Source organism: Mesorhizobium sp. CA15, assembly GCF_020165215.1.
GTDB lineage: Bacteria > Pseudomonadota > Alphaproteobacteria > Rhizobiales > Rhizobiaceae > Mesorhizobium.
Genome location: NZ_JAIUHQ010000020.1, coordinates 1 through 19,945 on the forward strand (window position 1 = coordinate 1; position 19,945 = coordinate 19,945).

18 protein-coding genes are annotated in these 19,945 nt (G+C 64.5%); 10 read left to right on the forward strand and 8 right to left on the reverse strand.

All coding sequences use genetic code 11. The annotated features are described in order from the left end of the window. A partial coding sequence (locus tag LB515_RS24370) for an ABC transporter substrate-binding protein (RefSeq protein WP_224709216.1) occupies positions 1 to 891 on the reverse strand: 891 nt, incomplete at its 3' end. A 279-nt stretch (positions 892 to 1,170) separates the two neighbouring features. Continuing rightward, complete coding sequence (locus LB515_RS24375; RefSeq protein WP_224709217.1) at positions 1,171 to 2,088, reverse strand: AraC family transcriptional regulator; 918 nt, start codon at positions 2,086 to 2,088, stop codon at positions 1,171 to 1,173. 241 nt (positions 2,089 to 2,329) lie between these two features. Here LB515_RS24375 and LB515_RS24380 point away from each other — a divergent pair, with 241 nt between their 5' ends. Beyond that, positions 2,330 to 3,733 carry an MATE family efflux transporter gene (locus LB515_RS24380; protein ID WP_224709218.1) on the forward strand — a complete coding sequence of 468 codons (1,404 nt, stop codon included), beginning with the start codon at positions 2,330 to 2,332 and terminating at the stop codon, positions 3,731 to 3,733. Positions 3,734 to 3,772: 39 nt separating this feature from the next. On the opposite strand, the gene LB515_RS24385 is transcribed toward LB515_RS24380, so the two are convergent. The 4 genes from LB515_RS24385 to speB all read right to left on the reverse strand — a co-directional run bounded on the left by LB515_RS24385 (position 3,773) and on the right by speB (position 7,159). Beyond that, positions 3,773 to 4,420, reverse strand: a complete 648-nt coding sequence (locus LB515_RS24385) for an amino acid ABC transporter permease (protein WP_224709219.1) — start codon at positions 4,418 to 4,420, stop codon at positions 3,773 to 3,775. Continuing rightward, on the reverse strand, positions 4,417 to 5,085 hold the full coding sequence (locus tag LB515_RS24390) for an amino acid ABC transporter permease (protein WP_224709220.1): 669 nt from the start codon (positions 5,083 to 5,085) through the stop codon (positions 4,417 to 4,419). The genes LB515_RS24385 and LB515_RS24390 overlap by 4 nt, the downstream gene beginning before the upstream one ends. Positions 5,086 to 5,162: 77 nt before the next feature. Beyond that, positions 5,163 to 5,963, reverse strand: coding sequence for a transporter substrate-binding domain-containing protein (locus tag LB515_RS24395; protein ID WP_140846404.1), 801 nt, complete (start codon positions 5,961 to 5,963; stop codon positions 5,163 to 5,165). A 140-nt stretch (positions 5,964 to 6,103) separates the two neighbouring features. After that, positions 6,104 to 7,159, reverse strand: coding sequence for an agmatinase (gene speB, locus LB515_RS24400; RefSeq protein WP_224631519.1), 1,056 nt, complete (start codon positions 7,157 to 7,159; stop codon positions 6,104 to 6,106). Positions 7,160 to 7,373: 214 nt separating this feature from the next. On the opposite strand from speB, the gene gcvA reads away from it, so the two are divergent. From gcvA to LB515_RS24440, 8 genes are all read left to right on the forward strand, one after another. After that, positions 7,374 to 8,348: a transcriptional regulator GcvA gene (gcvA, locus tag LB515_RS24405; RefSeq protein WP_095768121.1), complete on the forward strand. Its 975-nt coding sequence runs from the start codon at positions 7,374 to 7,376 to the stop codon at positions 8,346 to 8,348. A gap of 189 nt (positions 8,349 to 8,537) precedes the next feature. Beyond that, positions 8,538 to 9,842 carry a nicotinate phosphoribosyltransferase gene (gene pncB / locus LB515_RS24410; protein ID WP_224604491.1) on the forward strand — a complete coding sequence of 435 codons (1,305 nt, stop codon included), beginning with the start codon at positions 8,538 to 8,540 and terminating at the stop codon, positions 9,840 to 9,842. A 184-nt stretch (positions 9,843 to 10,026) separates the two neighbouring features. Next, entirely contained in the window at positions 10,027 to 11,469 is a 1,443-nt protein-coding gene (locus LB515_RS24415; RefSeq protein WP_224709221.1) for a hypothetical protein, read from the forward strand. Positions 11,470 to 11,622: 153 nt separating this feature from the next. Next, positions 11,623 to 12,927: an ABC transporter substrate-binding protein gene (locus tag LB515_RS24420; RefSeq protein WP_095768124.1), complete on the forward strand. Its 1,305-nt coding sequence runs from the start codon at positions 11,623 to 11,625 to the stop codon at positions 12,925 to 12,927. Between the two features lie 16 nt (positions 12,928 to 12,943). Next, positions 12,944 to 13,825, forward strand: coding sequence for a branched-chain amino acid ABC transporter permease (locus LB515_RS24425; protein WP_224629665.1), 882 nt, complete (start codon positions 12,944 to 12,946; stop codon positions 13,823 to 13,825). Next, positions 13,822 to 14,784: a branched-chain amino acid ABC transporter permease gene (locus LB515_RS24430; protein ID WP_224629666.1), complete on the forward strand. Its 963-nt coding sequence runs from the start codon at positions 13,822 to 13,824 to the stop codon at positions 14,782 to 14,784. Before LB515_RS24425 ends, LB515_RS24430 begins: the two co-directional genes overlap by 4 nt. Beyond that, the gene (locus tag LB515_RS24435) at positions 14,781 to 15,509 is read left to right on the forward strand and encodes an ABC transporter ATP-binding protein (protein WP_224629668.1); all 729 of its coding nucleotides are present in this window, start codon (positions 14,781 to 14,783) and stop codon (positions 15,507 to 15,509) included. Before LB515_RS24430 ends, LB515_RS24435 begins: the two co-directional genes overlap by 4 nt. Further along, on the forward strand, positions 15,502 to 16,230 hold the full coding sequence (locus tag LB515_RS24440) for an ABC transporter ATP-binding protein (RefSeq protein WP_224629669.1): 729 nt from the start codon (positions 15,502 to 15,504) through the stop codon (positions 16,228 to 16,230). The genes LB515_RS24435 and LB515_RS24440 overlap by 8 nt, the downstream gene beginning before the upstream one ends. A gap of 237 nt (positions 16,231 to 16,467) precedes the next feature. Here the strand turns inward: LB515_RS24440 and LB515_RS24445 are convergent, their stop codons facing one another. Together LB515_RS24445 and pncA are read right to left on the reverse strand one after the other, a co-directional pair. Continuing rightward, positions 16,468 to 17,850 (reverse strand): sodium:proton antiporter, encoded by a 1,383-nt coding sequence (locus LB515_RS24445; protein WP_224629671.1) that lies wholly within the window; start codon positions 17,848 to 17,850, stop codon positions 16,468 to 16,470. A 289-nt stretch (positions 17,851 to 18,139) separates the two neighbouring features. Beyond that, positions 18,140 to 18,754: a bifunctional nicotinamidase/pyrazinamidase gene (pncA, locus tag LB515_RS24450; protein WP_224709222.1), complete on the reverse strand. Its 615-nt coding sequence runs from the start codon at positions 18,752 to 18,754 to the stop codon at positions 18,140 to 18,142. A gap of 301 nt (positions 18,755 to 19,055) precedes the next feature. Here pncA and LB515_RS24455 point away from each other — a divergent pair, with 301 nt between their 5' ends. Continuing rightward, positions 19,056 to 19,913: an FAD binding domain-containing protein gene (locus tag LB515_RS24455; RefSeq protein ID WP_224709223.1), complete on the forward strand. Its 858-nt coding sequence runs from the start codon at positions 19,056 to 19,058 to the stop codon at positions 19,911 to 19,913. Positions 19,914 to 19,945: the final 32 nt, after the last annotated feature.

Genomic DNA, 19,945 nt, shown 5'->3' on the forward strand with positions numbered 1-19,945 from the left:
CCCGCCCGGCAGTGGCGACGGCGGCGGCAGGAAGCCGACCTCGCCGACCACCTGCGAGGTCTTCGGGTCCACCGCCATGCCCGACAGCGGCGTCGATTCGACGAGGATGGCGACCTGGCCGGAGAGGAAGGCGCCGGTCGATTCATCCCAGCTGCCGGTCTGCGTGCCGGGGGCCGAGTCTTTGAACAGCTTGAGATAGGTCTCCGTTGCCTTGACTGCGGCGTCCGAATTGAAAGCCGGCTTGTCGCCGTCGAACCACTTGCCGCCATAGGCCTTGAAGAAAGGCATCCAGCGCCAGACATTGGCGCCCGAGCCGCGCGCGCCGCGCAGCGCGATGCCGTACATGCCCTTGTCGGCATTGGTCAGCTTCGGCACGTCGGCGATCAGCTCGTCCAGCGTCTTCGGCGGCTGGATGCCGGCGGCCTCCAGCACGTCCTTGCGATAGACCATCAGGTCGCCGCCGCCGGTCAGCGGCGCGAACCAGACCTTGCCGTCATAAGTAGCGACCTTCTGGCGGCCCGGATCGAAATCGGCGAAATCGTATTCAGCCGGATAATAATCGGTCAGCGGCGCGATCCAGCCCGAGGAAGCGAACAGCGCGACATTGGCCTCGTCGACATAGTAGACATTGTAGTTGCCGACGGTGGAGGCGTCGGCGCGCGACTTGGCGCGGCGGTCGTTCTCGTTGAGATAGTCGATCTGGAACGAGGCGCCGGACAACTTCTTGAACTCGTCCTTGGAGTCCTCCAGAAGCGTCAGCCCGTCGCGCGGCTGCGCCAGCACCTTGACCGGCGCCGAGCAGACCGGCGCTTGCGCCAGTGCTGCGGTTGAAACGGAAGCGGTAAGCACGAAAGCTGCACCGAGGCTGGCAGCGAGCCGGGTTGATTTCATTGATGTTTCTCCTCCAGGAACAAGCAAGTCCGCGGGCTAAGCGACCCTCACCGTCGCCCGCATGACTGCGACCCGCCGCCAAAATGAGGAGTTGGAAGGGGCGAAACTAGAAGCCCCGTTGCAGCAGACCTGTACTTTTATGCATTGTGCGGCGCAAAAAACGGCGCCGGCAGAGTCTGCTCGTCACACGAGTATCAGTACGATCAGAGCAATTCCAGGAAAAGTGCGCAGCGGTTTTCCGTCCGGAATTGTGATGAAACAAAAAGCTAGGTGACGAAATCAGGCCCGCAGCGTCAGCCGCTGTCGCGACAGCCTGCGGTAGGATGACGGCGTCATCTTGTGCTTGCGCAGGAAGGCGCGGTTGAAGTTCGAGATGTTCATATAGCCGACCTGGAAGCAGATGTCAGTGATCGGGATCTCGGTGTCGGCGAGCAGCTTGCAGGCCTGCCAGAGCCTGAGCTTGGCGACGTGGTCGCTGAACGAATTGCCGGTGTTCTTCTGGAAGAAGCGCGAGAAAGTGCTTTCGCTCATCCCGGCCAACGCCGCCACCTCCGGCAGCTTCAGATCCTCGGCAAAGTGCTGGAACAGATAGGTCAGCGAGCGCTGGATAATATCCAGCGATTCCGCGTCGAGAAGCGGAGAAAAATCCGGCGACGACAGAAGCTCGTATTCCTGGGTGGTGGCCAGAAGGTCCAGCAGTTCGAGGAACATGCGGAACCTTGCCAGCCCATGCACCTCGCCCATTCGTTCCATCAGCTCGGCGCCGTCGAGCGCCGTCTGGCCATGGAAGACCATGCCGCGCAGCGAGCGTTCCAGGAACGGCTCCAGCTCGCGCAGCTCCGGCAGCAGCCCCGAGGAGCCGCGCAGCCGTTCGGGATCGAATTGCAGCACGATATCGCGGCCTTCGATAAGCTCGCCGGGTTGCACTGCCGTCACCCAGTCATGCGGCAGCCCGCCGCCGACGATGGTCAGATAGCCCGGCCCGAACTCGCCGATATGGTCGCCGACCAGCACGACGCCGGACGATTTCCGCAAGAGATGGATTTCGTATTCGGGATGGAAATTCCAGACATTGCGCTCCCACGGATAATCGTCCAGCCGCCACAGGAAGCTCTCGCTGGCCTCCGTCACGATGTGCTCGAAGGCGGGCGCCGTGCGCGGGATCGCGGCTGTGTTCTTTCTGCGCCTGAACGGCATTCGTTCCTCCCGGCATGGCGCGCCGGCTGCATATGCCAGGGCATCCGTAGCAGCCCCCGGCCGGCAAATGAAAGAGGCGTCGCGGAATCCCGGCTTCGCCTGGATCAATCGCTAGCCGGGCCTCTGCCCTTGCCATGATGTCGCATTTCGTTCACAAGGCGACGCAAATGGCGCCATTTTGCGCCGTGTGTGCGGCTTCCGGCCCTTTGGCCGACGCGCCGTGTTCTGAAAGAGCGGAACAATGTCTGCGATCGAAGCCGGCGCTCGCGCGCCGGAAAACCTTTGGCGTCAGGAAATCAGGGCAACGATCGCGCTCGCCTGGCCGATGGTGCTGACCAATCTCGGCCAGACCGCTATGACCGCGACCGACGTCATGATGATGGGCCGCCTCGGGGCCGATACGCTCGCCGCAGGCGCGCTCGGCTCCAACCTCTATTTCATGCCGCTGATCTTCGGCCTCGGCCTGATGCTGGCGACCTCGCCGATGATGGCGACCGAGCTCGGCCGCCGCCGCCATTCCGTGCGCGACCTGCGCCGCACCGTGCGCCAGGGCCTGTGGCTGGCGATCCTCATCTCGATCCCGATCTGGATTTTTCTCTGGCATGGCGAAGCGGTGCTTCTGGCCATGGGCCAGAAGCCGAAGCTCGCGCATGAGGCCGGCATCTATCTGCATTGGCTGCAATGGGCGGTGCTGCCTTTCTATGGCTATATCGTGCTGCGCTCCTTCATCTCGGCGCTGGAACGGCCGGGCTGGGCGCTGATCATCGTTTTCGTCGCGGTCGCCTGCAACGCCTTCTTCAACTGGGTGTTCATGTTCGGCAATCTCGGCGTCAGGTCGATGGGCATCGCCGGCTCGGGCCTCGCCACGACTTTGTCCAGCACCCTGATGTTCGTCGGCCTCGCCGCCGTGGTGATCAAGGAGAAAAAGTTTCGCCGTTACCGTCTGTTCGGCCGCTTCTGGCGCGCCGACTGGCCGCGCTTCCGCGGCCTGTTGAGGCTCGGCCTGCCGATCGCTGGCATCCTCGCCTTCGAGGTGACGATCTTCAACGCAGCGGCCCTGCTGATGGGCCTGATCGACGCGGGTTCGCTGGCCGCCCACGCCATCGCCATCCAGATCGCCTCGATCTCCTTCATGGTGCCGCTCGGTCTCAACCAGGCGGTCACGGTCCGGGTCGGGCTGGCGCATGGCGCCGGCAACCCGGAAGGCGTATCGCGCGCCGGCTGGACCGCCTTCGTCATCGGCGTGTCCTTCATGGCGCTGATGGGATTGGTGATGATTCTCTGGCCGCACACGCTGATCAGCGCCTTCATAGATCTTGCCGATCCCGCCAATGCCCGGGTGATCACGCTTGCCGTCTCGTTCCTTGCCTTCGCCGCGCTGTTCCAGATTTTCGATGGCGCCCAGGCCGTTGCGGCCGGCATGCTGCGCGGCTTGCACGACACGAAGGTGCCGATGATCTACGCCGCGATCGGCTATTGGGGCGTCGGCCTGCCGCTCGGCGTGCTGCTCGCCTTCCATTTCGGCCTGAACGGCGTCGGCATCTGGATCGGCCTGGCCTCGGGACTGGCCGTGGTGGCGGCGCTGCTGCTCGCGCGCTGGCTCAGGCGCGACCGCATCGCGCCGGCGCTCGCCTTCGGGCATTGATCGACAAGGCTGCGGGTCCAGTCGGCAGCCTTCGTCGGCTCAGCGCACCCCCGCGCGTTGCTCCAGCCGCCGTGCGTATTGCGTCAGCGGGAAGCACATGACGAAAAAGATCAGCGCCACCAGCCCGTAGACCTTGAACGGCTCGAAGGTCGCATTGTTGATGGCGTTGGAGGTCCTGACCAGTTCCTCGAAGCCGATGATCGAGGTCAGCGCCGTCGATTTGATGAGCTGCACCAGGAAGCCGACGGTCGGCGCGCGGGTGATGGCGAAGGCCTGCGGCAGGATGATCAGCCTGAGCTCCTGCAGATAATGCAGCCCGAGGCTGGCGCCGGCGTCCCACTGGCCGCGCGGCAGCGCGTCGACGCCGCTGCGCCAGATTTCAGCCAGATAGGCGCTGGCGAAAAAGGTGAGGCCGAGCGCCGCTGCTGTCCACGGTTCGATGCGCAACCCCAGCATCGGCAGCCCGAAGAACATCAAAAAGAGCTGCATCAAGAGCGGCGTGCCCTGGAAGAGCGCGATATAGCCCGAGGCTATCCGTTTGACCCATTTGTTCTTGGCGATGCGAAAGAACAGCACCGCCAGCCCGACCAGCGCGCCGCCGATGAACGCGGCAAGCGACAACAGCACCGTCCAGCGCGCGGCGAGCAGCAGGTTGCGGACGATGTCCCAGAAGGTGAACTCGATCATGACACGCCCGCCCCCAGAACACGGCGGCCGCCGCCGACCAGCAGCCGGCGCAGCCCCATGGACAGGCCGAGATACACCATCGTCACCACGAAATAGGTCTCGAAGGCGCGAAAAGTGCGTGCCTGCAGCATGTCGGCCTCGTACGTCAATTCGCGCACCGCGATCTGCGACACCACGGCCGATTCCAGCATCATGATGACGATCTGGCTGGTCAGCGCCGGATAGATCACTTTCAGCGCCTGCGGCAGCACGATCTTGACGAACACCTGGCGGGGCCTGAGGCCGAGCGCCAGCGCGGCTTCACTCTGGCCGCGCGGCACGGCGTCGAGCCCGGCGCCGACGATCTCGATCGTATAGGCCGCCATGTTGAGCGTCATCGCCAGCATCGCGGCCAAGATCGGGTCGAGCCTGACGCCTAGACTGGGCAGCCCGAAGAAGATGAAGAACAGCTGCACCAGGAATGGCGTGTTGCGCATCACCTCGACATAAATGCCGATCGCCAGCTGAAGCGGCTTCGGGCCGTTTCTCTTGCCGGCGGCGCCGAGGATGCTGAGGAACGTGCCCGCCAGCGTCGTGACGGCGATCAAAAGCAGCGTCATCGCCGCGCCGCGCGCGATAACGCCCGCCGCACCCGCAAGCCAGCCGAAGTCGAGGCTGTAGCCCATGGCGATTGACCTTGTTGGAGGTGCCTGACCTAAGAGAGGGGTTCGGCGCCCCTTACGACGCCGAACCGGTAGGCAGATCAATCCTTGAGGTTGTCCGGATTGAGCGGCGTCTTCAGCCAGGCCTTCGAGCTCTCGTCCAGCTTGCCGTCGGCCAGCATCTTGGCGACGGCGTCGTTCACCGCCTTCTTCAGCCGGTCCTCATTCTTGTTGAGGCCGATATGCGAGGGCGAGGTGAGCAGCTGGAATTTCTGCTCCGGCTTCAGTGCATCCTGCTTGGCCAGCACCTGGGCGCCGACATCGTTGCCGACCACCATCAGCTGCGTCTGGCCGGAGATGAAGGCCTGGATGACGGAATTGTAGTTGTCGAAGCGGCGGATGTCGGCGGAAGCCGGCGCCGCCTGGGTCAGCGAGGTATCCTCCAGCGTGCCGCGATTGACGGCGACCGACTTGTCGGCGAGGTCTTCCTTGCCTTTGACGGCAAGCTCGGCCGGGCCGATCACGGCGATGTAATAAGGCGCGTAGGCTGCAGCGAAGTCGATCACCTGCTCGCGCTCCTTGGAGTAGCCGACGCTCATCAATATATCGACACGCTTGTCGGTGAGATAAGGGATGCGGTTCTGGCCGGTGACGCTGACCAGGTTGAGCTTCACCTTGAGTGAATCGGCGATCGCCTGCGCGACGTCAATGTCATAGCCCTTGATGCTCATATCGGCGCTGGCCGAGGAGAAGGGCGGGAAGTCGGAGAAGATGCCGACATTGATGGCGCCGGCCTTGGTGATGTCGTCGACGGCGTCCGCTTTCGCCTGCGTGGCGAGGCCGGCGGCGCTGAGTATCATCGCCGCTGTGATTACGGATTTCAGTGCGTTGCGAAGTAACATTGTTATTCCCCTGCTGGAAGCTTGTTGTTGAAACCGGCCGCCGGCTCCAGCGCGGCGGTCGTGTTGGTAGAGCAATTCCGGAAGACGCGGTTTAGGCTTGGCGCCTTCGCCATAGCTTCCGTCCGGAATTGCGCGAGGCATCAGCCCTTCTTGATCGCTGGGCTGAACACCATCAGGCTCAGAATCTCGAACAGGACTTGGGCGCCGACATGGGCGGTGTTGGTGGTCGCGTCATATTGCGGCGCCACCTCGACCACGTCGCCGCCGACGATGTTGAGGCCCTTCAGGCCGCGCAGCAATTCGAGCACCTCGCGCGTCGTCAGCCCGCCGACTTCCGGCGTGCCGGTGCCGGGCGCGAAGGCCGGATCGATGCTGTCGACGTCGAAGGAGATGTAGGTCGGACCGTCGCCGACGATTTTCCGAGCCTTCTCGATGATGGCAGGAATGCCGAGCCCGGTCACCTCCTCGGCATGCACGACGGTCATGCCGGACTCGTAGGTGAACTCCCACAGATATTCCGCCGAGCCGCGAATGCCGATCTGGATGGTGCGCGACGGATCGAGCACGCCGTCCAGCACCGCGTTGCGGAACGGACCGCCATGATGGAATTTAGTCATGTCGAACAGCCCGCTGGTATCGCAGTGGGCGTCGATATGGATCATGCCGACCGGCGCCTTTTTTCCGACCGCCTTCAGGATCGGATGGCTGATCGAATGGTCGCCGCCGACCGAGAGCGGCAGCACGCCGGCGTCGACGATCTGGTTGGTGCGTTTTTCGATATCCTCATGGCTGATCTCCAGCCGGTAGCGGCTGCGGAACGGCGTGTCGCCGATATCGGCGACGCGCAGCTCATGCGTCGGCGCGCATTCCAGCACATGGTTATAGGGGCCGATGCGCTCGATGGCGCGCAGCGCGCGCGGCCCGAAGCGCGAGCCGGGACGGTTGGTGACGCCGAGATCCATCGGCACGCCGATCATCGCCACCTGCAGGTCGCCAAAATCCGGATTGTCGGCCGCGATCTCGCGGTAGGGCGCGGCGAGGAAAGTCGGGATGCCGGAATAGGGGGCGAGGCGGGTGCCCGACTTGTTGAAGATCTTGTCGGCGACCTTGCGGAATTTCGGGTCGAACATCTCGCCGCCATGGCTCTCGCCATATTTGCGGCGCAACGCTTCGAGCTTGCCGCGATCGTAACCCATGTCCGGTCCTCCTCTTGCTACCTGCAGCGCTGACGCCACGAACGATTTGCCAAGCCAGCCTGTTGTGCGGCTGGATCGTTGCCCGCCGCTGCGCTGCGGATTCCACGTCTCTTGAAGCTGTTCCGGACAAAAGTGTCGGGCAGCCGCATTGAAAAATCAATTGATATTGTTAGGGTCTAGGCTGTGAGAAAATCTCACAAAGGAGGAGCTCACCATGGCCAAGCGCCTGCCGCCGCTGAACCCGCTGCGCGCCTTCGAGGCCACGGCACGGCACGCCTCGCTGACCAAGGCGGCGGGTGAGCTCAATGTCACGCATGGCGCCGTCAGCCATCAGATCAAGGCGCTGGAGCAATCGCTGGGCGTGAAGCTCTTCGAGCGCAGCGGGCAGCGCGTGAAGCTGACGCCCCATGGCGCCGAATTCCTGCCGGCGGTATCGGCCGCCTTCGAGGGCATTGCCGCCGCCACCCAGCGCATGACGCGGCCGGCAAGCGCCGGCGCGCTGTCGGTCTCCTGCGTGCCGGCGCTGCTCTTGCTCTGGATGACGCCGCGGCTCGGCTCCTTCACGGCGCAATATCCGGACATCCAGCTGACGCTGATCCCGTCCAACGATCCCAAAGACATCCGCGCCGCGGACATTGACGTCTGCGTGCATTATGGCGACGGCAGCTGGAGCGACTGCTGGATACGCAAGTGGTCCGGCCTGGAGCTGTTTCCGGTTGTCAGTCCGACGCTGATCAACAACCGCCCGATCCGCAGCGTCCGCGACCTCGCCGACCACGTCTTCCTGCATGGCGACGATGGCCGTGAATGGCACACCTGGCTGGCCGCCGCCGACGCGCTCGATCTCGAACGCGGCCGCCGCCACCGTCTGGGCGATGCCCGCATGGCGACGGAGGCCGCCGTGCACGGCCATGGTGTGGCGCTCGGCGATTCCGTCACCGCGCGCGCCTTGCTCGCCAGGGGCATGCTCGTGGCGCCCTTCAGTTTGTCGGTTCCGGCGGTCGACGATTTCTACGTCGTCTGCCGCAACGAGATGCGCTCGGCGCCGATCGTCCAGCTCTTCATCGACTGGCTGTTCGCCGAGAAGGAGCAGGACGAGGCCCGCGCCGATGCGCCGGTCGCCGGCCGCGTGCCGAGTCGCAGAAAACGCCCCGCCCTCAAGGTCATAGGCGCGAGGACCGCGTCCTGATGGCTGGACTTGCATAGCTGCTTTTTGTCGGGCCAGCTTGCAAAGCAGCAAGCGCGTTCGGAAATACGGTGCTAAGAGGCAGTTGCTAAAGCAATTCCGTGCAACGGGGTTCCGGCCGGAATTGATCGAACAAGGATTTGAAGCGTGGCGCCCGCGTTCCCGTGCGTTGTGCTTTATGGGTGAGCGAGCATGGCAAAGACGGATATAGCGCGGCGCGTCTACAACCACACCTGGAAGCTCGATCCGATCGTCCGCAGCCTGCTGGATACCGACTTCTATAAGCTTCTGATGCTGCAGATGATCTGGGGCATGTATCCCAAGGTCGATGCCACCTTCACGCTGATCAACCGCACCACGTCGGTGCGGCTGGCCGATGAGATCGATGAGGGCGAGTTGCGCGAACAGCTCGACCACGCCCGCACCTTGCGTTTCTCGAAGAAGGAGATGATCTGGCTGGGCGGCAACACCTTTTACGGCCGCAAGCAGATCTTCGAGCCGGAATTCCTCGCCTGGCTCGAGAATTTCCGCCTGCCCGAATACGAGCTTTCCAGGCGCGACGGCCAGTTCGAGCTCTCCTTCGCCGGGCCCTGGATGTACACGACGCTCTGGGAGATCCCGGCACTTGCGATCATCAACGAGCTGCGCTCGCGCGCGGCGATGCGCTCCTTCGGCCCGTTCGCGCTCGACGTGCTCTACGCCCGCGCCAAGGCCAAGATGTGGGCCAAGACCGAGCGGCTGAAGGCGCTGCCCGGCATCCGCATTTCCGACTTCGGCACAAGACGCCGCCATTCCTTCCTGTGGCAGCGCTGGTGCGTCGAGGCGCTGAAGGAAGGCATCGGCGATGCCTTCACCGGCACCTCCAACGTGCTTTTGGCCATGGACAACGACCTCGAGGCTTTGGGCACCAACGCGCATGAACTGCCTATGGTCTTCGCGGCGCTTGCCAATTCCGAAGAGGAGCTGAGGCAGTCACCCTACAAGGTGCTGCAGGACTGGCAGCGCTACTATGGCGGCAATCTGCTGATCGTGCTCCCCGACACTTTCGGCACGGCTGCGTTCCTGCGCGATGCGCCGGACTGGATCGCCGACTGGACCGGCTTCCGGCCGGACAGCGCGCCGCCGATCGAAGGCGGCGAGAAGATCCTCTCCTGGTGGCGTGAGAAAGGCAGGGATCCCAAGCAGAAGCTGCTCATCTTCTCCGACGGCCTGGAAGTCGAGACCATCGAGGAGACCTACAAGCATTTCCGCGGCAAGGTGCGCATGTCCTTCGGCTGGGGCACCAACCTCACCAATGATTTCGAGGGTTGCGCGCCGACCGAAACCAAGAGCCTCGATGCCATCTCGCTCGTCTGCAAGGTCAGTGAAGCCAATGGCCGGCCGGCGGTAAAGCTGTCGGACAACCCCGCCAAGGCGACTGGGGACGAGAAGGAGATCAAGCGGTATCTCAGGATTTTTGGCGAGAAGGGCCGGGTGGAGCAGCTGGTGAAGGTGTAGAGGCTTAAGGCCCGGACGAATGGAATTCCCGGATAAGCCGAGTTCCTTCGCGCCCCCCTCTGTCCTGCCGGACATCTCCCCCTCTAGGGGGGAGATTACGCTGTCATCTCCGCTTTCGCCAATCTCCGACGTTGCAGGAGGAGAGCTGGCGCCGAAACTGCTAATCTCCCCCCAAGAGGGGGAGATGCCCGGCAGGGCAGAGGGGGGCGCCGTAGAGCGCCAACCTTGGAGGTTGGCCTTTCTCGCAACTCCCTTGGCGGCCACTCTCCCCACGCCCTCCTTCGCCCATGCCTCCGACCGCGGCCACGTCCTGCTCCTCCCGACCGGTTACTACATCGCCGGCGGCGCGCTGGCGGTGGCCGTCAGCTTCCTCGTGCTGGCGCTGCTGCCGCCTGCCGCCCTCGACAATTTCTGGCGTCGGCGCCTGCCCCTGTTCACCTTCAGCGACACCCCCCGCATCGTCGTCAGCCTGATTTCATTTGCCGGCTTTGCGCTTCTCATCGCTGCCGGTCTCTCCGGCGGTCGCGACCCGCTTTCCAACCCTCTCCCACTGGTGATTTGGACGCTGCTCTGGGCCGGCTTCACCCTGCTGCAAGGCATGCTCGGCGACCTGTGGGCGTGGCTCAACCCATGGTATGGGCCCTGGCGCGTCGTGAGCCGGCTTGTGGGCGACCGATGGAGCGAAGCCCAGCCGTCACATCTGCCGTTAAGACTCGGCTACTGGCCGGCCTTCGTGCTGTTCTTCGCCTTCACCTGGTTCGAGCTGATCGATCCGGCACCCGACGATCCGGCCCGCCTGGCCCTTGCCGCCGGCCTCTACTGGCTGGCCAGCCTCGTCGCGATGCTCATCTTCGGCTACGACGCTTGGAGCCGGCGCGGCGAATTCCTCACTGTCTTCTTCGCCATGGTGGCCCGCTTCGCGCCTGCCGAACGCCTCGATGGCCGGCTCTCGCTCTGCTGGCCCGGTGCGAAGCTGCTTGCCGGCGACCCGCTGCCGCTGAGCGGCACGGCCTTCCTTCTGCTGGCGCTGTCGTCGGTGTCCTTCGACGGCCTGTCGAAAACCTTCTTCTGGCTTGGCCTGTTCGGCGTCAATCCGCTGGAATATCCCGGCCGCACCGCGCTGATCGGCATCGGCAGTTTTGGCTTGGTGCTCAGCTTCGTCTTGCTGGCGGCGGTGTTCGCCCTGGCCGTCTTTCTCAGCCAACGCCTCGCCGGCGACAGACATTCTTTCGGCGAGGCGGCCGGCCTGCTGGTCTGGTCGATCGTGCCGATCGCGCTCGCCTACCATATCGCGCATTACCTCGCCGTGCTCCTGGTCGACGGCCAGTATGCGCTGGTCGCGCTCTCCGATCCTTTCGCGCTCGGCTGGAACCTGTTCGGCACGGCCAACAGGATGGTCGAGGCCGGTGTCGTCGCCGGCGCCGAGTCCGCCTGGTGGCTGTGGAACCTGCAGGCCGGCGTCATCATCGCCGGCCATGTGCTGGCGGTCCTCGTCGCGCATGGCCTTGCCTGGCGTCTCTATCCTCAGCCGTCGCGTGCGGCGCTCAGCCAGCTGCCGCTCACGCTGCTGATGATCGCCTACACGATCTTCGGCCTGTGGCTGCTTGCCACGCCAACGGCGGGATGAGACAAGGGCCGCCGTCATGACGCGAGGGAAGCTAGCTTGCCACGTCGCGGCTTTGGTGATTTAGTTTGTACACATGCAATTTTCCATCCTTCGCAAGAGGATGGTTTACGCCGCCTTATCGCTGGTCAAGACTGAAAAAACAGGGGAACCGACATGGCTGACAAGAACGGATTTTTCGACCTCTCCAAGACGACGCTGTCGCGCCGCACCGCGCTGAAGGGTATCGCCGCCGGGGCCGGCCTGGCGCTGGCGCCGGGCTTCGTCCGCTACAGCCAGGCGCAGAGCTCGGCGCCGATCAAGATAGGTTTTCAGTTGCACCGCACCGGGATCGGCGCCGCCTATGGTCGCTGGTACGAGAAGACCAGCGCTGCCGCTGTCAAGGCGATCAACGACGCCGGCGGTATCGGCGGCCGCAAGGTCGAGCTGGTCATCGAGGATGACGGCACCGATCCGGCGCGCGGCGCCGAGGTGGTCAACAAGTTTGCCAAGCAGCACAAGACCGACATCGTCTTCGGCACCTTGTTCTCGCATGTCGTGATCGGCTCGGCGCCCGCCGCCGGCGAGAACAAGATCCCCTATTTCGTCGTCAGCGAAGGCCATCACGTCGCTTCCACCAAGCTCAACCGCTACGTCTTCCAGCCCGGCATCACCGACGTGAAGAGCCAGATCCAGTCGATGGCGCCGTGGATCGCGGCGAACGCGGGCAAGAAGGTGACGCAGATCTTCCCCGACTTCGCCTTCGGCTACGACCATCGCGACTACCTGCCGCCGGCGCTGAAGGCGCAGGGCGCCGACGTGATCGCCCAGATCGCCATCCCGCCGACGGAGTCGTCCTTCACGAAATATTTCCCGCAGATCCCGGCCGAGACCGAGGTGATCTACCATGTCATGGTCGGTCCGGCCGTGCTCACCTTCGTCAAGGAGCTCGGCGAATTCTATGGTTCGCAACGGCCGCAGCTCTTCGGCTTCATCGACTCGCTCGAAGCCGTCGACATCAACAGCCCCGGCCTCGAATTCCTCGACGGCAGCCATTTCTGGGAAGGCTCGCCGCGCTATGCGCAGCCTGACGATTCTGCGGCGCAGAAAGCCTACCGCGCCGCGGTCGGCATCGACGACAACGGCGCCGCGGTCGGCGACCCCAAGGACGTCTCCACCGCCGCCCACATGTTCGGCTGCTGGGAAACGCTCTACGTGGTCAAGAAGGCGATGGAAGACGCAGGCTACAAGGGACCCGAAGACCGCGCCAAGCTGGTCGAGGCGACCGAGGCGCTGAAGGAGTTCGCCGAAGGGCCGGAGCATCCGCAGGGACCGAAGACCTTCAACGGCAAGATCCACCAATGCTTCGGCGTCCAGAACATCTCCAAGGTCGAAGGCGGCAAGCTCAAGGTCGTTCACAAGACCAAGATCGAGGACGGTCTCTACGAGCCGGAAGGGGACTACACGACGCAGGCGCTGTGAGCTTAGCTCATAGCATATGCACTTCGGACCCCATCTCCTCCTCGCCGCCCTCGAAGGCCTCGTCACCTCCGCCGTGCTGGCGCTGACGGCGCTTGGCCTGTCTCTGGTGTTCGGCGTCATGCGCGTCGTCAATGTCGCGCATGGCGAGTTCTTCATGCTGGGCGCGGTGCTCGCCTGGGCGGTTTCGACGGCGATTTCCGGCCACCCGGCGATCGGTTTCGTCGCCGCGCTGGTGATCGCGCCCTTGCTGGTCGGGCTGGTCGCGCTGATTGCCGAACGCCTGGTGCTGCGCCGCCTCCACTACAATCCCGAAGGCACCATCGTCGCCACCATCGGCATGCTCTACATCATCCAACAGCTGGCGCTGACCTTCTATGGTCCCGAGGCGCGCCCGGTCGAGCCGCCTTTCAGCTACCGCATTCTCCTGCCGTGGTTCGGCTATTCCGGCTACAAACTCTCGGTGGTCGTCGCCTCCGCCATTCTGCTGGTCATCACCTGGCTGGTGCTGACGCGAACGAAGATCGGCCTGATCATGCGGGCAACCCAATATGACCGCGAGACGGCGCAGGCCTTCGGCATCCCGGTCGAGCGCGTCTATGCCGGCGTCTTCGCCGTCGGCGCCATGCTGGCGGCGATCGCCGCGGTGCTGATCGTGCCGATCAGCCAGGCCCATTACCTGATGGGGCAGGATCCGCTGCTGCTCTCCTTCATCGTCGTCATCATCGGCGGCCTGGGATCGCTGCGCGGCACCGTGGTGGCCGCCGTCCTGATCGGCCTTTCCGACGGCATCATCTCGATGTTTTTCTCGCCGACCCTGGCGAAGATTATCGCCACGCTGGTCGTCGCCATGGTGCTGGTGTTCCGGCCGCAAGGCCTGTTCGGGACCACGCCGCGATGAGGGATGCGTCGCCGGCAAAGACCTATGCGCTGCATGTCGGCGTCATCGCGCTGCTGTTCGCGCTGAACTTCGTCCTGCCGGACTACCACCAGGGCCTGTTCGCCCGCATCATGGCGCTCGCCGTCTTCGCCATGGGCTACAATCTGCTCTTCGGCTATGTCGGCCTGCTCAGCCTCGGCCATGCCATGTTCTTCTCGGCCGGCCTCTACGGCGCCGGCTTGACCGTCTATCACCTCGGCTGGGGCGTGCCGGCAGCTTTTGTCGCCGGCGTCGCCTGTGGCGCGCTGCTCGCCCTGGTCATCGGCCTGCTGGCGCTGCGCACCTCCGGCGTCGCCTTCATGATCGTCACCATGATGTTCGCCCAGGTCTTCTATCTGCTGATCCTCTATTTCGCCGCCTGGACGGGCGGCGACCAGGGCTTGGTCATCCAGCAGGCGTCGCGGGTGATCGCGATCGGCGGCGCATCCTTCGACCTGACCGATCCGACCGTGCGCTACATCAGCGCCCTGGCGCTTTTCTCGATCATTCTGCTCGTCACTCTAGCCGTCGTCCGCTCCCGCTTCGGCCGCGTGCTGGTCGCCATTCGCGAGAATGAGGAGCGCACCAAGATGCTCGGCTACGACGCGGTCGCCAACAAGCTCGCCGCAGTCGTCGCCTCCGGGGCCATTTGCGCAGCCTCGGGCGCGGCCTATGCGCTGCTGTTCGGCTATGTCGGCTCGAGCTTCGCTTCCGTGCAATATTCCATCTTGCCGCTGCTCTGGGTGCTGCTCGGGGGTGCCGCGACCACGCTCGGGCCGCTGATCGGCACGCTGTTCATGTACTATGTCACCGACATCACCAGCGGCTTCACTTCCGCCTATCTGCTGATCGTCGGCGTGGCGCTCATCCTGTTGGTGTTGTTCTTCCCGAAAGGCATATTGGGCAGCATCCGCGAGCGCTGGCTGGGGTGGCTGCCATGACGCCGCTGCTTACCACCAAGGGCCTGTCGCGCCATTTCGGCGGCCTGCGCGCCGTCGACGGCGTCGACTTCGCGCTGATGCCGGGCGAGATCCGCGCCATCATCGGCCCCAACGGCGCCGGCAAGACCACTTTCGTCAGCCTGCTCTCGGGCCGCATCCGGCCGTCCTCCGGCATGGTCGTCTTCGACGGCGCCGACATCACCGCCATGCCGGCTTACAAAAGGGTTCGCCTCGGCGTCGCCTATACATTCCAGATCACCAGCGTCTTCGCCAATCTCACCGCCTTCGACAATGTCGCGCTGCCGGTGCAGCGCACGTTGACCGACGGCCGCACGAAGGGCCAGGTGAGAAGCGGCGTGATGGCGGCACTCGAACGGACCGGCCTCGCCGACCGCGCCGGCACGCCGGCCGGGCAGCTTTCCTATGGCCACCAGCGCCTGCTCGAAGTCGCGATGGGCCTGGCGCTGAAGCCGCGCCTGCTGATCCTCGACGAGCCGACGCAGGGTCTCGCCGACAGCGAGATCGACAATTTCATCACGCTGGTGCGCGAGATTGCCAGGGACGCCACCGTGCTTTTGATCGAGCACAACATGCCCGTGGTCATGCAGCTTGCCGACCGCATCACCGTCTTCAATTCGGGAAAGATCCTCGCCGAAGGAACGCCGGGTGAGATCCGCGCCAACACGCAAGTTCAGGATGCCTATCTCGGGGCGACCCATGGCTGACTCCATTGGAGCCAATGGCGGATTGCTCACCATTTCCGGCCTCGATTGCTTCTACGGCGAGGTGCAGGTGCTCTACGGCCTCGACCTCACGCTGAACAAGGGCGAGGTGCTTTGCCTGTTCGGCCGCAATGGCGCCGGCAAGACGACGACACTGAAGGCGATCATGGGTCTGGTGCCGGCGGCTGCCGGCTCGATCAGGTTGGACGGCAAGGAACTGACCGGGCTCGCCGCGCATGACGTGCCGAAGGCCGGCGTCGCCTATGTGCCGCAGGGCAGGCGATTGTTCGCCGAGATGACGGTGGCGGAAAACATCGAGATCGGCCTGATGGCGCGCGGCAAGGGCAAGCAAACCCGCGAGAGCGTGCTCGATCTCTTCCCGTTGCTCAGGGAGCGGCTGAGGCAACGCTCCGGCACACTCTCCGGCGGCGAGCAGCAGATGCTGGCAATGGCCCGCGCGCTCTGCCTCGAGCCGCAGGTGCTGCTGCTCGACGAGCCGACCGAAGGGCTGATGCCCTCGATGATCGCCAAGATCCGCGAGACGGTGGCGAAGCTGCGCCAGCTTGGGGTCTCGACCATCCTGGTCGAGCAGCGCGTCGACGCCGTGCTGTCGGTCGCCGACCGCGTCTCATTCATCGAGAACGGCCGCAATCGCGAGACGGTAGAGGTCGAAGCACTGCGCGCCGACCCGTCGGCGGTGCGCAGGTATGTGGGGGTGGGATAGGGCGCCGAATGCGCGTCGGTGCCAAGACTATCGGCGGCTGCGCTGCCCCTCATTGCCTACCGGGCATTTCTCCCCGTGAACGGGGAGAAAGAAGCTGGCCGCGACCTCGGCGGTCATTCTGCAACGTTGGTGATTGGCGAAATCGGCGATGCCAGCCCCCTTCTCCCCGTTCACGGGGAGAAGATGGCGGCAGCCAGATGAGGGGCAGCGCCGGCGGTGGAAATTGAGTAGCTCAGCTCATCGAAAAAACATTAACCCGGCGATCAAGAACGTCGGGATCAGCACCAGCCCCGACCACGCCATATAGCCGAAGAAGCCGGGCATCTTGAAGCCGCGATGCCGGGCGATGGCGAAAACCATGAAGTTCGGCGCATTGCCGATATAGGTGTTGGCGCCCATGAACACGGCACCCGCCGAGATCGCGGCCAATGTCGAGGCGGCCTCGGTCATCAAGTGGTGCGCATCGCCGCCGGCAAGCTCAAAGAACACCAGATAGGTCGGCGCATTGTCGAGAAACGACGACAACGCCCCGGTCAGCCAGAAATAGGCGAGGTTGTTCGGCTGGCCGTCGGCGGATGTGACCAGGGCCACCAGCGGCGCCAGAGCGCCGTTATGGCCGGCCCGCAGGATAGCGATCACCGGCACGATGCAGGTGAAGATGCCGGCAAAGAGCTTCGCCACCTCGGCGATCGGCTCCCAGGTGAAGCCGTTCGCCTCGCGGTGGCTCTTGTACGACACCTTGAGGGACAGCAAGGCGAGCGCCATAATGATGGCATCGCGCACCAGGTTCTGCAGCTCGAGGCCGACGCCGAGGATCGGGATGCTGACGCCCGGCTTCCAGCTCGCCGAAAGCAGGATCGCGCCGATCACGCCGGCAAGCAGCGGCAAATTGGCGAGGCCGCGCAGGCGCACCTTCGTGTCCGGCGTCGGGTCCTTGATCTTCGGCATGCCGCCCTCGCGGCGATGCAGCATAAAGTCGAGCGCCAGGAACACGATGAGCACCAGGCCGCCGGTGAACAGCGTCTCGCGCCACAGGTTCGCGGTCGTCCAGAAGAAATCGACGCCGCGCAGGAAGCCGACGAACAGAGGCGGATCGCCAAGCGGCGTCAGCGAGCCGCCGATGTTGGAGACCAGGAAGATGAAGAAGATCACCACATGCGCGTTGAACGGCCGGTTGTCATTGGCGCGCAGCATCGGCCGGATCAGGATCATCGAGGCGCCGGTGGTGCCGATCACCGAGGCAAGCAGCGCACCGATGAGCAGCAGGCCGGCATTGACGAGCGGCGTGCCATGGATATTGCCGGCAAGCAGGATGCCGCCCGAGATGGTGTAGAGCGCGAACAGGAGGATGATAAAGGACAGATATTCGGTAAGCAGCGTGTGCAGCACCGCTTCGCCTGCCGATGGAAGGCCGAAGGCGATCGTCAGCGGCACCACCGCCAGCATGGCCCAGGCAGCGGCGATCTTGCCGTAATGATGCTCCCACGCATGCGGGAAAAGCAGCGGTCCGGTCGCGATCGACAACAGCAGGCCGGCAAAAGGCAATCCCCACCACAGCGGCATCGCGGCGCCCGGCAGCCCGTGAATTTCGGAGGCGAAAGCCTGGACCGGAAGCAGCATCGCGATGGCGAGCGCGATGAATGCGAAAAGCTCCTTCCTTCGGCCGCGGCGCGCCCTCCCCTTCTCCCCTTGTGGGAGAAGGTGGATCGGCGCGTAGCGCCGAGACGGATGAGGGGTGTTCCAGCGGAGTGAGGCGCTGGCGTTCCCTGGAACACCCCTCATCCGTCGCCTTCGGCGACACCTTCTCCCACAAGGGGAGAAGGGGGAGCCCGCATCTTGGCTCCGCAAACTGGTGGCCTCTCCCCACCAGGAAGATACGAAAGGAACCGTCGCTTGCCCCACGATCCGGTCAATCCGCCGAATGGTCTTCGAGCGTCACGCCGGCGTCGCGCATCCGCTTCAGCATCGCCTCGACCGAGCCGTTGAGGTCGATGCCGCGGCAGGCGTCGAGCCGCACGGTCGTCCTGAAACCCTGCTTCACCGCGTCTAGCGCAGAGAAGGCGACGCAGAAATCGGTGGCGAGGCCGACCAGGGTGATCGTGTCGATGCCGCGTTCCTTCAGATAGCCTCCGAGGCCGGTCGGCGTCTTATGGTCATTCTCGAAGAAGGTGGAATAAGAATCGATCGCCGTGCGGAACCCCTTGCGGATCACCAGTTCCGCCTTGGTCCACGCCAGTCCCGAATGGAAATCGGAGCCGAGGCTTCCCTGGATGCAGTGATCGGGCCACAGCGTCTGCGGCCCATATGGCATCTCGATGCCCTCGAAAGGCTGCTTGCCCGGATGGCTGGAGGCAAAGCTCGAATGCCCGGCCGGGTGCCAGTCCTGGGTCAGGATCACGTGCTCCGTTCGCCGGATCAGGTCGTTGACCAAGGGGACGATCTCGTCGCCGCCGGCGACCGCCAGCGCGCCGCCGGGGCAAAAATCGTTCTGCAGGTCGATGACGATGAGCGCTTCTTCGGCCATGCGGCTCCCTCTCGTTTCGGCCCTCTCGTCTGGCTTGGGCACCTGTCCAAAAGCCGCTGACGCGACCGGACACGGAACCTTGACCAGATGGCCGGCGGCGTCAACCTCCGGCGCCATAACAATCGCGTTCAGCTCTTCGCGGCGCCAACTCCGGCTTTGACAATTCCGGCCGGCCTGATATCATTTGCATACGAATGAATTTGACCGGTCCGGAGACCGGCAAGAAGACCTGAAGCGGCACTTCGGGAGGCCTGGGGAAGGCCTAAGGTCTGGGAAGGCGCAATTGTCTGGAAGGCAGAGCGTGATCCGTTACGCAAAACCCACCACGGTCGACGAAACGCTCGCTTTGCTTGGCGAGGACCGCTGGCGCATTCTCGCCGGCGGCACGGATTTCTATCCGGCGCAGGGCGCGAAACCCTTCCGCGACAACGTCCTCGACATCAACGGTCTCGCCGAACTGCGCGGCATCGCCGAGACCGGGGAGCATTGGCGCGTCGGCGCGCGCACGACCTGGACCGACATCGTGCGCCACCCGTTGCCGGCGGCGTTCGATGCGTTGAAATCGGCCGCGCGCGAGGTCGGTTCGGTCCAAATCCAGAATGTCGCCTCGGTGGCCGGCAATCTCTGCAATGCCTCGCCGGCAGCGGATGGCGTGCCGGCGCTTTTGGCCCTCGATGCCGATGTCGAATTGCGCTCGGCGAAAACCATCCGCCATCTGGCCCTCGGTGACTTCATCCTCGGCAATCGCCGCACGGCGCTTCGGCCGGGCGAGATGGTCACCGCCATCTGCGTGCCGAAGCGTTCCGCTGCCGGCAGCTCGGCCTTCGTCAAGCTCGGCGCCCGGCGCTATCTCGTCATCTCGATCGCCATGGCCGCGGCGCGGCTGGTGGTCGAGAATGGCGTCGTCGCCGATGCGGCGATCGCCGTCGGCGCCTGCTCGGCGGTCGCCCGCCGTCTCGCCGGTGTCGAGGCGGCGTTGCGCGGGCGTCCGATCGATGAGGCGCTTGCCGATGCGGTGCTGTCGGCGCCGTTCGATGAACTGTCGCCGATCGCCGATGTGCGTGGCAGTGCGGAATACCGACAGGATGCCGCGCGCGAGATCGTAGCCCGCGCGGTGCGTGCTGCGATCGGCCACGGCGAAAGCAAGGTGGCCGCATGAGCATGACCCAGTCCGGCGCTGCCAAATCCGGC